Source organism: Methylobacterium persicinum (assembly GCF_022179525.1).
GTDB classification, from domain to species: Bacteria; Pseudomonadota; Alphaproteobacteria; order Rhizobiales; family Beijerinckiaceae; genus Methylobacterium; species Methylobacterium persicinum.
On the sequence record NZ_BPQX01000018.1, the window covers coordinates 93,185 to 108,870 of the forward strand.

General features: G+C 70.8%; 11 protein-coding genes. 8 read left to right on the forward strand and 3 right to left on the reverse strand.

Features of this window, described 5'->3' with window-relative positions:
* Positions 1-39: 39 nt before the first annotated feature.
* The 3 genes from MFF22_RS07865 to MFF22_RS07875 are packed head-to-tail and all read right to left on the reverse strand — an operon-like array spanning position 40 to position 1,986.
* A complete protein-coding gene (locus MFF22_RS07865; protein ID WP_238248407.1) occupies positions 40-1,167 on the reverse strand; it encodes a beta-ketoacyl-ACP synthase in 1,128 nt (375 codons plus the stop codon).
* Positions 1,164-1,646: a 3-hydroxyacyl-ACP dehydratase FabZ family protein gene (locus tag MFF22_RS07870; RefSeq protein WP_238248408.1), complete on the reverse strand. Its 483-nt coding sequence runs from the start codon at positions 1,644-1,646 to the stop codon at positions 1,164-1,166. The genes MFF22_RS07865 and MFF22_RS07870 overlap by 4 nt, the downstream gene beginning before the upstream one ends.
* A 31-nt stretch (positions 1,647-1,677) precedes the next feature.
* On the reverse strand, positions 1,678-1,986 hold the full coding sequence (locus MFF22_RS07875) for an acyl carrier protein (RefSeq protein WP_238248409.1): 309 nt from the start codon (positions 1,984-1,986) through the stop codon (positions 1,678-1,680).
* 356 nt (positions 1,987-2,342) lie between these two features.
* Between MFF22_RS07875 and MFF22_RS07880 the strand changes: the two genes are divergently transcribed.
* From MFF22_RS07880 to MFF22_RS07915, 8 genes are all read left to right on the forward strand, one after another.
* Positions 2,343-3,503, forward strand: coding sequence for an AI-2E family transporter (locus MFF22_RS07880; protein ID WP_238248410.1), 1,161 nt, complete (start codon positions 2,343-2,345; stop codon positions 3,501-3,503).
* 186 nt (positions 3,504-3,689) lie between these two features.
* Positions 3,690-4,724, forward strand: coding sequence for an AAA family ATPase (locus MFF22_RS07885; protein ID WP_238248411.1), 1,035 nt, complete (start codon positions 3,690-3,692; stop codon positions 4,722-4,724).
* Positions 4,725-4,726: 2 nt separating this feature from the next.
* Positions 4,727-5,635 (forward strand): DUF58 domain-containing protein, encoded by a 909-nt coding sequence (locus MFF22_RS07890; protein ID WP_238248412.1) that lies wholly within the window; start codon positions 4,727-4,729, stop codon positions 5,633-5,635.
* A gap of 7 nt (positions 5,636-5,642) precedes the next feature.
* Positions 5,643-8,480, forward strand: coding sequence for a DUF4159 domain-containing protein (locus tag MFF22_RS07895; protein WP_238248413.1), 2,838 nt, complete (start codon positions 5,643-5,645; stop codon positions 8,478-8,480).
* 205 nt (positions 8,481-8,685) lie between these two features.
* Positions 8,686-10,770: a hypothetical protein gene (locus MFF22_RS07900; RefSeq protein WP_238248414.1), complete on the forward strand. Its 2,085-nt coding sequence runs from the start codon at positions 8,686-8,688 to the stop codon at positions 10,768-10,770.
* A 400-nt stretch (positions 10,771-11,170) separates the two neighbouring features.
* Positions 11,171-11,755, forward strand: coding sequence for a PAS domain-containing protein (locus tag MFF22_RS07905; RefSeq protein ID WP_238248415.1), 585 nt, complete (start codon positions 11,171-11,173; stop codon positions 11,753-11,755).
* Between the two features lie 199 nt (positions 11,756-11,954).
* Complete coding sequence (locus MFF22_RS07910; RefSeq protein WP_238248497.1) at positions 11,955-13,778, forward strand: extracellular solute-binding protein; 1,824 nt, start codon at positions 11,955-11,957, stop codon at positions 13,776-13,778.
* Positions 13,775-15,622: an extracellular solute-binding protein gene (locus MFF22_RS07915; protein WP_238248416.1), complete on the forward strand. Its 1,848-nt coding sequence runs from the start codon at positions 13,775-13,777 to the stop codon at positions 15,620-15,622. The genes MFF22_RS07910 and MFF22_RS07915 overlap by 4 nt, the downstream gene beginning before the upstream one ends.
* Positions 15,623-15,686: the final 64 nt, after the last annotated feature.

Below are 15,686 nucleotides of genomic sequence, written 5' to 3' on the forward strand. Positions count from 1 at the left end.
TTTCCCTCTCTCCGTAGGACGGGGAGGGGGGAAAAGTGGTTACGGTCGCGACAGCCGCATGATGCCTTCGCCCCGGCGATGGCCCACCGTGGTGACCGCGACGTCGTTCGCCCGACCCTCCGCGATCAACGCCGCCGCCAGGGCCGCGCCGAAGGGGGCGGCGACTTCCAGGCCGTGGCCGATCAGGTCGCCGAGGGGATGGATCCCGGCCGACGGCGCGAGGTGGCGGAGCGCCTCGCCCTCCTCCGCGGTGATCGGCGCGACGCCGGTCGCCCCGGAGATCACCGCGTCCGGCGCGGACAGGGAGGCCTCGGTCCAGCGGGCCGCAAGGGCTTCGGCGACGCCGCCCGGCTCCCGGCGGGAACGCCCGCTCGCCACGGGTCCGAGGCGCGCCAGGGCCTTTGCCCCCCGCGCCGCGGCATGCTCGGCGGATTCGAGCATCAGGAAGGCGGCACAGCTCGCCAGGATGAAGCCGCCCGGCGCCCCCCGGGCGAAGACGGGCTCGAACGCCCCCTGTTTCGCGAAGCCGCCCATGGCGTGCACGAGGAGCGCATCCGGCCGCTCGGCACTGTAGGAACCACCGACCAGCATCGCCTCGTTCTGGCCGGAGGCGATCCGCGCCTGCGCGACGCGCAGGGCATCGACGCCCGCGGCCTCCTCGCCCATGAAGGTGCGCGAGGCGCCGGTGACGCCGTGGACGATGGCGATGTTGCCTGCGAGCAGGTTCGAGAGCTGCGCCAGGAAAAGGGTCGGCCGCAGGTCGTTCTGCAAACGCTCGTTGAGGTAGGCCCCCGGCTCCGGCGCATCGCGCAGGCCTGTGAGGATCGTCCCGTCGACGGCATAGTCGCGCTCGCCGCCGCCCGCGGCCACGACGAGGTGCAGGGCCTGCTTGAAGGCGGCATCCTCCTTCACCCCGGCCGCATCGAGGGCGAGGCCGGCGGCGTAGACGCCGAGCCGCTGCCACGCCTCCATCTGGCGCTGGTCGCTCTTCTTCGGGATCTGCCGGTCCCAGGCTATGGCGGGGGCGGGATGGATCGCATAGGGCGCGAAGCTGTCCGTATCGGTGCGTGGCGCCGCGCCCTCCGCCAGGGCCGCGAGATGCGCCGCCGCGCCTTCCCCCGCACAGGAGACGAGGCCGATCCCGGTGACGACCACCGGCCGGGTCACGGGGCGACTCCGCCACTGAGGCCGGCGAGGTCGAGGAGGCCGATCGCCTTCGCCCGCTCGCGCATCGGCGCGTCGAGCCCGTCAGGGAAGGGCATCGTCCGGAACCGCAGCTCCGCATCGCAGAGGGCCTTGCCCTCGTGGGTAATGGCTGCCTTCGTCACCGCGTAGCCGGACCCGTCGTGTTCCAGCTTGGCGCTGACCGACAGGGTGGCGCCCGGACCGACGAAGCTGCGGAACCGCGCCTTGTCGACGCCCGTGAGGAAAGGCATCCGCTCGAAGCCGAGATGAGCCAGGATCAGGTAGCCGGAGGCCTGCGCCATGGTCTCCGTCAGGAGCACCCCCGGCACCAGCGGATGCCCGGGGAAATGCCCTTCGAAGACCGGGCTCGCCGTCGGAACCCTGGCCAGCGCCTCGATGGTGCCGGCGGTACGGTCGAGCCGCACCACGGCGTCGATCATCTCGAAATATTCAAGGCGCATGGCGGGTTGACGCGTCGGAGCGGCGGGGCCGTCAGACCTTGGCGGCCTTCTCGGCCACCAGGGCGTCGATCCGGGCGCAGAGGTTCTTCAGCACGAAGTACTGCTCGGCCGGGACCTTGCCCTCGTTGACCTCCTGCGTCCACCGCTCCAGCGGCAGCTTGATGCCGAAGGCCTTGTCGACGGCGAAGGCGATGTCGAGGAAGGCGAGGCTGTCGATGCCGAGATCGTCGATGGCGTGGCTTTCGGGAGTGATCTTGTCCCGCTCGATGTCGGCCGTCTCGGCAATGATGTCGGCCACGCGCTGGAAGGTCGCGCTGTGGGTGGCGGGATCGTCGGACATGTCTTCTCGTGGGCTCTGAGTCGGTTTCCGGTTCGGCGGCGGGAGCCCCCTCGCGCCGGAAGCCCGGCGTCCCATCCCTCGCTGCCATGATGCGCCCACGGCGGGCCCGGACGAACCGGGCACGCCGTACGGCGCCGACGGATGGCCGGGACGTCTACACGAGGGGGTCGGGTGCGGCAACCTTGTCCGGTCCACGGCCCGTTTTGCCGGCATTTCAACCCGCTCTTTCACCGAACGGAAGAGAGCGAGTGGCGAAAGCCGCGGGGAAGCTTATCTGCGGCCGGGCATCGACATTCCTGCATCGGATCGAATCGCTTCGCTCCGCGCTTGGCAGCAGCCCGAATCGGAGAAGGCGGATGAAGTCGTCCCCACCCTCAACGCTCTACCCGCCATTCTCGGCGCCCGTACCGCCGTCGCGGCCCCTCGCGGAGGCCCGGCCCGACCCGTCGCATCTTCCGCCGCACGAGCGGGCCCGCTCGCAGGTCGCCGCCAGGGTGGTCCTCGTCCTCGTCCTCGGGGCGCTGGGCTTGTGGATCCTGCATGAGTTTCTGCCGGCCCTGGCCTGGGCCGTGGTCCTGGCGATCGCCCTCGGCCCGCTCTACGCCCGCCTGGAGCGTCGCTTCCCGCCGGGACGCCACAACATCCTCCTGCCGAGCTTCGCCATCCTCGCCATCGCCTTGGTCTTCCTTGCGCCCCTGGCGATCCTTGGGGTGCAGGCCGCCCGGGAGGCGCACGATGTGGCCGAGTTCGTCCGCAAGGCGGAGGAAAGCGGCATCCCCGCGCCGGAATTCCTCTCGCGGCTGCCCTATGGCGCCGCCCAGGCGACATCGTGGTGGAACGACAACCTCGGCCATGCCCAGGCCGGGTCCGAGATCCTCCACCGGTTTGATAACGGCAAGGTGATCGGCGCCTCCCGCAACGTCGGCCGGGAGGTCATCCACCGGATGGTGCTGTTCGGCTTCAGCCTCGTGGCCCTGTTTTTCCTCTTCCGCGACCGCAAGACCGTCGAGCGACAGGCCCTGACGGCCTGCGACCGCCTGTTCGGACCCCGCGGCGAGCGGGTCGCCCGGCAGATGGTCGCCTCCGTCCACGGCACCGTCGACGGGCTCGTCCTCGTCGGGCTCGGGGAGGGCGTGATCCTCGGCATCGTCTACTATTTCGCGGGCGTGCCCCATCCGGTGCTGCTCGGGGCCTTCACGGCCGTGGCGGCGATGATCCCGTTCGGCGCGGCGCTGGCCATCGCCGTCGCGGCTCTCCTCCTCGTCGCCGCAGGCTCCGTCACGCCGGCCATCGTCGTGGCGGTGTCGGGCCTCGTCGTCACCTTCGCGGCGGACCACTTCGTCCGCCCGGCGTTGATCGGCGGCACGACCAAACTGCCCTTCCTCTGGGTGCTGCTGGGGATCCTCGGCGGCGTGGAGACCTTCGGCCTGCTGGGCCTATTCGTCGGTCCGGCCGTGATGGCCGCCCTGGTCCTCCTGTGGCGGGAATTCACCGAGGGGCGGGACAAGAAGGTCTGAGGGACGCAGCGCTCGTACCGACGGTTAGGCCGCAGGGACGAGGGGGACGGGGCAACGCGCCACGCCCCCCGGTCCGCCATCGGTCGCGGGAGGCTCTCCCGCAACCGTGCGGCGATCCCGACCTTGCCAGCCCGACCGAAACAAGCCCACACTTGTCCTTTCCGCGGGCTTCCGACCGCGGTGTCCATGGAGACGGACATCGGCATGATCCAGGCCGCCAGCCAGGGCGCGAGCCCCGCCACAAGCCTCGATGACGGCATCGTCGCCACCGCCGAGAGCTGCCTCGCGGCGGTGGGACAGGCCCGCGAGGCGATCCACGGGGTCATCTTCGGCCAGGAGAAGGTCGTCGATCTCGCCCTGGTGACGATCCTGTCCGGCGGCCACGGCCTCCTCGTCGGCCTGCCCGGCCTCGCCAAGACCAAGCTCGTGGAGACGCTGGGCACCGTGCTCGGCCTCGATGCCCGGCGGGTTCAGTTCACCCCCGACCTCATGCCCTCCGACATCCTCGGAACCGAGATCCTCGAGGAGGATGCCGAGCGCCGCCGGGCCTTCCGATTCGTGAAGGGGCCGGTCTTCACGCAATTGCTGATGGCGGACGAGATCAACCGCGCCAGCCCGCGCACCCAGTCCGCCCTGCTTCAGGCCATGCAGGAAGGCCATGTCTCCGTGGCGGGCGAGCGCCACGACCTGCCCCGGCCGTTCCATGTGCTCGCCACCCAGAACCCGATCGAGCAGGAGGGCACCTATCCGCTCCCCGAGGCGCAGCTCGACCGGTTCCTGCTGGAGATCGACGTCGGCTACCCGGACCGGGCCGCCGAGCGCCGCATCCTGATCGAGACGACCGGGGCCGACGAGATTCGCCCCACCTCGGTCATGACCACCGATCAGCTGATGACCGCCCAGCGCCTCGTGCGCCGTCTTCCCGTGGGCGAGGCGGTGGTGGATGCGATCCTCGACCTCGTCCGCTCGGCCCGCCCCCACGGGGGCGACGCCCTGGTGAAGGACAAGCTCCTGTGGGGGCCCGGCCCCCGCGCCAGCCAGGCGCTGACCCTCGCGGCCCGGGCCCGGGCGCTGATCGAGGGGCGCGTCGCCCCCTCCGTCGCCGACGTGAAGGCCCTGGCCGAGCCGGTGCTGAAGCACCGGATGGCCCTCAACTACGCGGCACGGGCCGACGGCGACACCATCGAGGGCCTGATCGCCAAGCTCGCGGAGAAGCTCTGACCTTGGTCGGAACCCAGGCCCTCGACGCAGCCACCCGCCGTCCCGGCCGGCGCGAGACCGAGGGCGCGGCGGCGCTCGCAGCGAAGATGCCCCGCCTCGTGCTGGAAGCCCGGCGGGTGTCGAGCCTCCTCGCCCACGGGCTGCACGGGCGTCGGCGGGCGGGGCCCGGCGAGAGCTTCTGGCAGTTCCGCCCCTTCGTGACCGGCGAGGCCGCCGCCCGGGTGGACTGGCGCCGCTCGGCCCGGGACGACCGGCTCTACGTCCGTGAGCGAGAATGGGAGGCGGCCCACAACATCTGGTTCTGGATCGACCGTTCGGCTTCCATGGCCTTCGCCTCGGACCTCGCGGCTTCGTCGAAGATCGAGCGCGCCCTGGTCCTCGGGCTGGCTTTGGCGGATGCCTTCGTGGATGGCGGCGAGCGCGTCGGCCTGCTCGGCCTGACCCGGGCGCGGGCGTCGCGGGGGACCGTGGAGCACCTCGCTCAGGCGCTGGTCGCCGACAAGGCCGGGCTCGACCGCGACCTTCCGCCCGAGGCCCAGCCCGCCCGCTTCGACGAGGTCGTGCTGATCGGCGACTTCCTCACTCCTCCGGAGCGGATCGCCGCCTCGGTCGCCGGCTTGGCGGCGGCGGGCAGCCGGGGACACCTCCTCATGGTGGTGGACCCGATCGAGGAAACCTTCCCCTTCACCGGCCAAGCCGTGCTCCACGGCCTCGAAGGCGGCCCATCCCTGGATATCGGCGATGCCGGAGCCTGGGGGGATCGCTACAGGGCGCGCATCGCCGCCCACCGGGAGCGCCTACAGGAGATCGTCCGTGGCCAGGGCTGGACGCTGACGCTCCACCGCACCGACCGGCCCGCCAGCGGGGCGGCCCTGCGGCTCGCCACCCTCGTCATCGCCCGCGGCAGCTGAGGCGACCATGCTCGGCCTGACCTTCGCCGCCCCCCTAGCGCTCGCCGCCCTGATCGGCCTCCCGGCCCTGTGGATCCTCCTGCGGGTGACGCCGCCGCGCCCCCGTCGGATCGACTTCCCGCCCCTGAAGCTCGTCGCCGACCTCATCCCCCAGCGGCAGACCCCGGCCCGGACGCCGCCCTGGCTGCTGATCCTGCGCCTCCTCGTCGCCGCCGCGCTGATCCTGGCGGTGTCGGGCCCCGTCTGGAGCCCCGGCGGCGTCGGCGCGGGCGGTGGCAAGAAGGCCCTCCTCGTCCTCCTCGACAACGGCCTGACCGCCGCCCACGACTGGCGGGACCGTCTGCGCGTGGCCACCGACACGGTCGAAGGCGCCGCCCGGGACGGCCGGGCCGTCGCCGTGGTCGGCCTCGCCGAGCCCCCCGCCGCCATCGAGGCGAAGACCCCCGCCGCCGCCCTGGAACGGCTCCGGGCCCTAGCGCCCCGCCCCTACCTGGCCGCAAGGGAGTCTCACCTGCAAGGCATCGGCACTTTCCTCGACAAGAACCAGGGCGCCGGGATCGTCTGGATCAGCGACGGCGTCTCCGGGGGCGGGGATGCGGCCGGCTCGGAGCGGTTCGTGAAGGGCCTCGCCGACCTCTCCGGTGGGGCCGGGGCTGCGCTCACCGTCCTCAAGGCCGAGAAGCCCCCGGCCCTGGCCCTCACCGTGTCCGAGACCGGCGGCCGGCTCGTCGCCCACGTCCTGCGGGCGTCCGCCAACGGGCGGGATGCCGGGGTGGTCCGCGCCCTGGACCAGAAGGGCCTGCCCCTGGCGGAGCGCGACTTCGCCTTCCCGGCCGAGGGCACCTCCACCGATGTCGCCCTCGACATGCCGACCGAATTGCGCAACGGAATCAGCCGCATCGAGGTCGCGAACGAGCATTCTGCCGGCGCGGTCTCCTTGATGGACGAGCGCGGCAAGCGGCGCCGGGTGGGGCTGGTCTTCGGGGGTACCCTCGACCAGTCGCAGCCCCTGCTCGCGCCCCTCTACTACCTGTCCCGTGCCCTCGAACCCTTCGCGGATGTCCAGCAGGCCCGGGGCGCCACGGGCCTCGCGGACTCGATCAACCAGCTCCTCGACAACCAGGTTTCGGCGCTGGTGCTGGCCGATGTCGGCGCCCTCGACGACAAGACGGCGGCGCGGATCGACAAGTTCGTGGACGCGGGCGGCCTGCTCCTGCGCTTCGCCGGTCCCCGGCTCGCCGCCGGCCATGACACCCTGGTGCCGGTTCGCTTGCGCCGGGGCGGCCGCAACCTCGGCGGCGCCCTGTCCTGGGATGCGCCAAAGACGATGGCCCCGTTCCCGCCCGAGAGCCCCTTTGCGGGTCTGACGCCCCCGGCCGATATCGGCGTGCGCCGGCAGATCCTGGCGGAGCCGGACGGCGACCTCCCGGGCAAGACCTGGGCGTCCCTGCAGGACGGCACGCCCATCGTCACCGCCGAGAAGCGCGGGCAGGGGGAGATCGTGCTGTTCCACGTCACCGCCGACACGACGTGGTCGAACCTGCCCCTCTCGGGCCTGTTCATCGACATGCTGCGCCGGGTCGTGGCCCTGGCGGGGGCAAGCCCCGGCGAGGCCCCGGCGGGATCGGGCGCCGGCCGGGCGAAGGTCGCCGTCCTCGCGCCCCGCGTCACGTTGGACGGGTTCGGGGCGCTCGGCTCGCCGCCAGCCTCCGCCACGGCGGTGCCGGCGGACTTTGCCGACCGGGCAAACCCGGAGCATCCTCCGGGATTCTACGGTCCACCGGACGGGGGAATCAGCGTGAACGCCCTGAAGCCCGACGATCGCCTCCGGCCCATCGATTACGCCCCCCTCGGTGGGGTCGCCCTCGGTACCCTGGCCGGGGCCGCGACCGTCGATCTGCGCCCCGGCCTGTTCACCGCGGGCCTCCTGCTCCTGGTCCTCGATACCCTGGCCGGCCTGTGGCTCGGCGGATTCCTCGGGCGCCTTGGGAGATTCGGCCGCGCCGGCGCGCGGCCCGCCGCCCTGCTCCTCGCCGCCGCCCTCGCCACAGCGCTCCCCGTCCGGGACCTGCGGGCGGAGGAACCGGTCGCGAACCGGCCCAACGGCATCGAATCGGCCCTCATCACCCGCCTCGCCTACGTGATCACCGGGGACGCCGCCGTGGACGACGCGAGCCGGGCCGGGTTGACGGGCCTGACTCAGATGCTCTCCGCGCGCACCGCCTTGGAGCCGGGGGAGCCCGCGGGCTTGGATCCCGCCAAGGACGAACTGTCCTTCTACCCGTTGATCTACTGGCCCATCGCGCCCAACCGGCCGCAGCCCTCGGAGACGGCGATCCGCAAGATCGACGCCTTCATGCGCAACGGCGGGACGGTCCTGTTCGACACGCGCGATGCCCTGACCAGCCGTCCCGGCAGCCCGGCGACGCCGGAGGCCACGTACCTGCGCAAGATGCTGGCGACCCTCGAGGTGCCGGAACTGGAGCCGGTGCCCGCCGACCACGTGCTCACCAAGGCGTTCTACCTCGTGGACAGCTTCCCCGGCCGCTACGCCACCGGCCAGACCTGGGTAGAGGCCCTTCCCCCCGCCCCCGAAGGCGGAGAGCGCCGCCCGGCCCGGGCCGGCGACGGGGTGAGCCCGATCATCATCACCAGCAACGACCTCGCCACGGCCTGGGCCATCGGCCGCCGGGGTGAGCCGCTGTATCCCGTCACCGGCGGCGACCAGCGCCAGCGGGAGATGGCCTTCCGGGGCGGCGTCAACATCGTGATGTACACCCTGACCGGCAACTACAAAGCCGATCAGGTCCATGTGCCCGCGCTGCTGGAGCGGCTGGGGCAGTGAGGTCTTTTCGGATCGACCGTGCCGTCATTCTCCCTCCCCCCTCTGCGGGGATCGTCCTGATGCCCTCGCCGTCATTGCGAGCGTCAGCGAAGCAACCCAGGGCAGCGGGCCTTCTCAGGACGTGGCGGATCCCTGGATCGCTTCGCTGCGCTCGCAATGACGGGTTTGGCAGGGCGCGGCGGTCAGCGCGGGACAAGGTGGCATCATGCTGAGCCTCAGCTTCACGCCGCTGGTCCCGTGGCCGGTGCTCGCCGTGCTCGGCGTCGTCGCGCTGGCGATGGTGGTGCTGGCGATCCTTGCCCGGGGCCGCACGGCGCTGCTGCGGGCCCTCGTGCTGGGCTTGGTGCTCGCAGCCCTAGCGAACCCCGCCCTGATCCACGAGGACCGGGAGCCGGTGAAGGACATCGCGGCGGTGGTGATCGACCGCTCCGGCTCGCAGGTCCTCGGCGACCGGCCGCAGGTGACGGATCAGGTGCGCGCCGAGTTGCAGCGCCGGTTCGGTTCGCTGACGAATATCGAGCCGCGCTTCATCGACGTCCCCGATGCCGGGGAGGGTGATGACGGCACCAAGCTCTTCGCCGCCCTCGGGCAAGCCCTCGCCGACGTGCCTCCTGAGCGGCTCGCTGGCGTCGTGATGGTGACGGACGGGGTGGTTCACGACATCCCCGCGAACCTCGCCCAGCTCGGCATCAAGGCGCCCCTCCACGTGCTGGTCACCGGCCATGCCGACGAGCGCGACCGGCAGATCAAGCTCTTGGAGGCACCCCGCTTCGGCATCGTCGGCAAGGACCTGAAGATCCGCGCCGAGGTGATGGAGCGCGGCGGCACCGGCCACGCGGTGGTCGTCACCCGCCGGGACGGCGAGGAGATCGACCGCCGGGACGTGCCCACGGACCGCCCCTTCGATCTTTCGACCCGGATCGAGCACGGCGGCCAGAACGTCGTGGAGATCGAGGTCGAGCCGCTGCCGAACGAGCTGACCACGGTCAACAACCGCGCGGTCCTGCCCATCGAGGGCATCCGCGAGAAGCTGCGGGTGCTCCTCGTCTCCGGCGAGCCGCACCAGGGCGAGCGGACGTGGCGCAACCTGCTGAAGTCCGACGCCAACGTCGACCTCGTCCACTTCACCATCCTGCGTCCGCCGGAGAAGCAGGACGGCACGCCGATCTCCGAACTGTCGCTCATCGCCTTCCCGACGCGCGAATTGTTCGTCCAGAAGATCAAGGATTTCGACCTCATCATCTTCGACCGCTACGCCAACCAGAGCGTGCTGCCGCAGGCCTATTTCGACAACATCGTCCGCTACGTCCGGGAGGGCGGGGCGCTGCTGATCGCCGCCGGGCCGGAATATGCCGGTGCCGCCAGCCTCGCCCGCACCCGCCTCGCCGGCATCCTGCCCGGCGATCCCGACGGGCGGGTGGTGGAGCGGCCCTACAAGGCCACCCCGACCCAAACCGGCAAGCGCCACCCAGTGACCCGCGATCTGCCGGGCTCGGAGGCGAGCCCGCCCGCCTGGGGCGACTGGCTGCGGATCGTCCAGGCCCGCCTGCGGCCGGGCATCGAGCCGATCCTGTCCGGTGCCGACAGCCTGCCGCTGCTCGCCCTCTCCCGGGAGGACAAGGGCCGGGTGGCGCTCCTCCTGTCCGACCACGCGTGGCTCTGGGCCCGGGGCTACCAGGACGGCGGCCCCTATCTCGACCTGCTCCGGCGCCTTGCCCACTGGCTGATGAAGGAGCCCGCCCTGGAGGAGGAGGCCCTCCGCGCCCAGACGACCGGTCACGGCCGCGAGGTCCGGGTCGAGCGCCAGACCATGGCCGATACGACCGATCCGGTGACCGTCACCGGGCCGACCGGCAAGGTCACCACCCTCACCCTCAAGCCGACGGAGCCCGGCCTTTTCACCGCCACCTTCGATGCCACGAGCCTCGGGTTGCACACCCTGCGCTCGGGCAACCTCGTGGCCTTTGTCAGCGTCGGCCCGGCCAATCCCCGAGAACTCGCCGACGTGTTCAGCGATACCGAGCGCTTGAGGCCCGTCGCGGAAGGGTCGGGGGGCTCGGTGCGGCGCCTTTCCGACGCGTCCGGAGCCCTGCAGGTGCCCCGGCTCCAGAGCCTGCGCGGAGGGCGGCTGGCCGGTAGCGACTGGATCGGGTTCCGGCCGAGCGACAGCGCGAATATCCGCGGCGTGGAAGTCTATCCCCTCGCCCTCGGGCTCGCCGCCCTTGCCGCCCTGGCGGCGGCCGTGCTCGCCATGTGGTTGGTCGAGGGGCGCCGCGGGCGGGCTGCCTGAGGGTCAATCCGGAGAGATCGCCGTCATCGCGGACGCAGGAAGGCGATCCGGGGAGACGGCACGCCGAGCCACGGGCGGCTGCCTCAACTTGCCGCGCCCTGCGCGCGATGACCGGGTGAACAGCGAAGAAACGTCGCTCCTCCGGAGGCCCTCCGGCGAGGCCCCGAGGAGCCGGGCAGGGCCGCGCGGGAAGGCCAGCGATATCCGCTGAATTTTCCCGGAAGGATGGTTGCTTAGGGCATCAAAGCTCCCTATCACGGACAACAATATACGTGGTTCAAGCTACGGCGATTATAAAATATCGACGGCAGCTTACCCATCGTATTGTCATGATGCGGATGCCTGTTGGTCGCGTTCTGCAGGCTTCAGACGAAGGGGTCGTCTGCTCGTGGTGACCGGAGTGGAAACCGAATTCTACGAGTCGTATGAAGGCCTGCGTTCGGCCCTCGACGCCTCCGGCGTGGTCGGAGTGTGGGATTGGGATATCGTCCGGCGGACCGCCCGCTACGATCGTGGCGCCGCCTTCCTGCTCGCCCTGGATCCGGGACTCGCGGGTCAGTCCCTCCACGGTGACACGGCGATGGTCGGGATACATCCCGAGGACCGCGAGTGGCTGAAGACCGGATATCAGCGGGCGCTGCACGGCGGCGGGCTCTTCCTGTCGGAATATCGCGTGATCCTGCCGAGCATGGGCACACGGTGGTTGCTTAGCCGCGGAAGGATCTACCAGGACGAACTCGGCCGGCCGGTCCGCTGCAAGGGCATCCTCATCGACATCACGGACACCCGGGAGGACAGCCGGGGCTACCTCGCCCGGACGGAGGCCCGCAGCGAGCATCCCCTCGACAGGGCGGCCACGCTCCTGCTCGACGCGCGCAAGGCGATCGACGAGGTCGGCGGAGAGGGGCAGAGCCACCTCCGTGTGGTGCTCGATCTGGCGCTGTTCGAGGTCGGTGCACACCTCGCCCGCCGCGCCCGCCACTGATCCCGCGAGCGGGGGCCCGGCCCTGTGTCCTGGCACCTGCGGGGCGCTTGCGCACTCGACGCCCCGGAGGTGCCGTCCTAAGACCTCCCCAAGGACCGCGGGCCATGAGCCGCGCGGCCCGCGAGGACCGGAGGCAGCTTAGCCCGTGACGCAGCCCGTGACCCGCCGCCTGTTCAACGGCACCCTCCTGGCCGCCTGCATGATCGGCAAGGCCGGCGCGCAGCCCGTTCCCCCGGGGGCGACCGGCGAATGGACCCACGCCATCACGCTCATGGGCCAGCCGAAATACCGCTCGGATTTCACCCATTTCGACTATGCGGACTCCAGCGCCCCCAAGGGCGGCCTCGTGCGGCTCGGCGCCCAGGGCGGATTCGACAACTTCAACATCGTGGTGTCGGGCCTCAAGGGCGACCTCGAAGGCGGCGTCCAGCAGATCTACGACACGCTGATGACCGAGTCCTCGGACGAGTCCTTCAGTTCCTACGGGCTCCTCGCCGAGGCGGTGCGGGTCGCCCCCGACCTCGGCTCGGTCTCCTACCGCCTGCGGGAGGGCGCCAAGTGGCATGACGGTAAGCCGGTCACGCCGGAGGACGTGGTCTGGTCCTTTGACGTCCTGAAGGCGAATTCGCCGTTCTACGCCGCCTATTACCAAACCGTGTCCAAGGCCGAGGCGACGGGGCCGCGGGAGGTAACCTTCACCTTCACCGAGAAGGGCAACCGCGAGTTGCCCCAGGTCATCGGGCAGCTGCGGGTCCTGCCCAAGCATTGGTGGGAGGGCAAGGACGCCCAGGGGCGCCAGCGCAGCGTCACCGAGACGAGCCTGGAGATCCCCTTGGGCTCCGGCCCCTACCGGCTGGAGAAGTTCGAGCCCGGCCGGACCGCGACCTATACCCGTGTCGCCGACTACTGGGGCAAAGACCTCGGGGTGAATGCCGGCCGCAACAACTTCGGCACCGTGCGCTACGAATATTTTCGCGATGGCACCGTCCTCGTCGAGGCCCTGAAGGGCGACCTCTACGATTTCCGGGTCGAGAACATCGCCCGCAACTGGGCCACGGCCTATGACGACTTCCCCGCCGTGAAGGACGGGCGCCTCATCAAGGAGGCCTTCCCCGACAAGGGGATGGGGATCATGCAGGCCTTCGCGTTCAACACCCGCAAGGACAAGTTCAAGGATCCGCGGGTGCGCCGGGCGTTCAACCTCGCCATGAACTACGAGGAAATGAACAAGGCGCTGTTCTACGGCCTGTACAAGCGCATCAACTCGTACTTCTTCGGCTCGGAACTCGCCTCGTCGGGCCTGCCCGAGGGCAAGGAGCGGGAGATTCTGGAAGGCCTCAAGGACAAGGTCCCGGCCTCCGTCTTCACCACGCCGTACACGAACCCCGTCAACGATGGCCCCGACGCCGTGCGGGCGAACCTCCGCGAGGCCGTGCGCCTCCTGCGGGAGGCCGGCTACGAGTTGAAGGGCGGCCAGATGGTCGACAAGACCGGCACGCCGCTCACGGTCGAGTTCCTGGAGTTCCAGAACACCTTCGAGCGGGTGATCCTGCCGTTCTCGGCACAGCTGAAGCTCATCGGTATCGGTGCGACCCTGCGGGTGATCGATCAGGCGCAGTACCAGAACCGGATGCGCAACTTCGATTTCGACATCACCACGACGAACTGGGGCGAATCGCTCTCGCCGGGCAACGAGCAGCGGGAGTATTGGGGCTCGGCGGCGGCCGACAATCCCGGCTCGCGCAACATCGTCGGCATCAAGGATCCGGCCATCGACGCCCTGATCGAGAAGGTGATCTTCGCCCCGGACCGGGAGGGCGTGATCGCCGCGACCCGCGCCCTCGACCGGGTGCTGCTCGCCCACGATTTCGTCGTGCCGCAATGGGCCTCCGACCGGCAGCGGACGCTGCGCTGGAACCGCTTCAGCCATCCGCCGGTCCTGCCGCTCTATGCGAATTCCGGCTTCCCGACGACGTGGTGGTACGACGAGGCCCTCGCCGCCAAGACAGGGGCGCCCCGGTGAGGGCAACCCGGCGCGGGCTCGTCCTCGGCGGTCTCGCTGCGGCGGCCCTGCCCAGGGTCGCGGCGGCGGCGGAGGGGGAGGAGCGCCACGGCCTGTCGAGCTTCGGCGAGTTGAAATATCCGAGGGACTTTACCCATTTCGACTACGTGAATCCCCTGGCGCCCAAGGGCGGCCGGTTCTCGGGCCAGCTCGCCTCGAGCATCGGCAATCAGTCCCTGGGGACCTTCGACACGCTCAATATCTACGTCCTGCGCGGCGCCGGCGCGGCGGGGATGAACCTGACCTTCGACAGCCTGATGGTCCGGGCCCTCGACGAGCCCGACGCGATCTACGGCCTCCTGGCCCGGGCCGTCACGGCGAGCCCCGATGGCCTCACCTACGCTTTCGATCTGCGGCCCCAGGCGCGCTTCCGCGACGGTTCGCGCCTCACGGCCAGGGACGCGGCCTTCAGCCTCACCATCCTGCGGGACAAGGGCCATCCGGAGATCGCCGAGACGATCCGCGACATGAAGGAGGCCCGTGCCGAGGGCGACACCCGGCTGGTGGTGACCTTCGCCCCCAGCCGCGCCCGGGACCTGCCGCTGATCGTGGCGCAGTTGCCGGTCTTCTCGGCGGCCTACTACGCGAACCGCGACTTCGAGGCCTCGACCCTGGAGCCCCCCGAGGGGTCCGGCCCCTACCGGGTCGCCGCCGTCGATCCCGGCCGCTCCATCGGCCTCGAACGGGTGCCCGATTACTGGGCGGCCGACTTGCCCGTCTGCGTCGGGCAGAACAACTTCGACGCGATCCGCTACGAATACTTCCGCGACCGCACCGTCGCCTTCGAGGCGTTCAAGAGCGGCGCCTTCACCTATCGGGAGGAGTTCACCGCCAGGGTCTGGGCGACGGGCTACGACTTCCCCGCCGTCGCCGAGGGGCGGGTGGTCCGCGACGAGGTGCCCGACGCCCGGCCCTCCGGCACGCAGGGCTGGTGGATCAACGAGCGCCGGGGAAAGTTCAAGGATCCGCGGGTCCGCGAGGCCATCGGCCTGTGCTTCGATTTCGAGTGGTCGAACAAGAACCTGATGTACGGCGCCTACCGCCGCACCGCCTCGTTCTTCGAGAATTCCGACCTGAAGGCCACCGGCGCGCCCTCGCCGGATGAGCTCGCCCTTCTGGAACCGTTGCGGGGAAAGCTGCCGGCGGAGGTGTTCGGCGAGCCCTGGATGCCACCCGTTTCGGACGGGTCCGGCCAGGACCGGGCCCTCCTGAAGCGCGCCGACGCCCTGCTGCGGGAGGCCGGCTGCACCCGCAGCGGCAGCGAACTGCGCCTGCCGGGCGGCGAGGCACTGGTCATCGAGTTCCTGGACGACGACCCCGTCTTCCAGCCGGTGACGCAGCCCTTCATCCGCAACCTCGCCCTGCTGGGCATCCGGGCCTCCAGCCGGATGGTCGATCCGTCCCAGTACCAAGCCCGGCTCAAGGAGTTCGACTTCGACCTCACCGCCCGCCGCTACGGCGGCAGCGTCACGCCCGGCGGCGACCTGCGCGACCTCTACGGCAGCCGGGCCGCCGGCACGCCGGGGTCGAACAACCTCGCCGGCATCGCCGATCCCGCCGTCGATTCGCTCCTCGACGCCATCGCCGGGGCACAATCGCGCCCTGCGCTCACTACCGCCTGCCGCGCCCTCGACCGGGTGCTGCGCGCCGGCCGGCACTGGGTGCCGATGTGGTACGGCGACAAGCACCGGCTGGCCGTGTGGGACGTGTTCGGCCGCCCCGCCAACCCGCCGAAATACGATCTCGGGGCTCCGGGGACATGGTGGTTCGACCCGGACAAGGCCCGCAGGATCGGGCGGGAGTGAGGATGGTTCCCGCCCCACTGCGTCATTGCGAGCGCCGCGAAGCAATCCAGGGATGTGCACCGTC

Excerpts from the sequence above, each read along its gene's own strand:
- MFF22_RS07895 (WP_238248413.1), top strand. The coding sequence starts at position 5,643 with ATGCTCGGCCTGACCTTCGCCGCCCCCCTAGCGCTCGCCGCCCTGATC.
- MFF22_RS07870 (WP_238248408.1), bottom strand. The coding sequence starts at position 1,646 with ATGCGCCTTGAATATTTCGAGATGATCGACGCCGTGGTGCGGCTCGAC.
- MFF22_RS07900 (WP_238248414.1), top strand. The coding sequence starts at position 8,686 with ATGCTGAGCCTCAGCTTCACGCCGCTGGTCCCGTGGCCGGTGCTCGCC.
- MFF22_RS07885 (WP_238248411.1), top strand. The coding sequence starts at position 3,690 with ATGGAGACGGACATCGGCATGATCCAGGCCGCCAGCCAGGGCGCGAGC.
- MFF22_RS07910 (WP_238248497.1), top strand. The coding sequence starts at position 11,955 with ATGATCGGCAAGGCCGGCGCGCAGCCCGTTCCCCCGGGGGCGACCGGC.
- MFF22_RS07875 (WP_238248409.1), bottom strand. The coding sequence starts at position 1,986 with ATGTCCGACGATCCCGCCACCCACAGCGCGACCTTCCAGCGCGTGGCC.
- MFF22_RS07880 (WP_238248410.1), top strand. The coding sequence starts at position 2,343 with ATGAAGTCGTCCCCACCCTCAACGCTCTACCCGCCATTCTCGGCGCCC.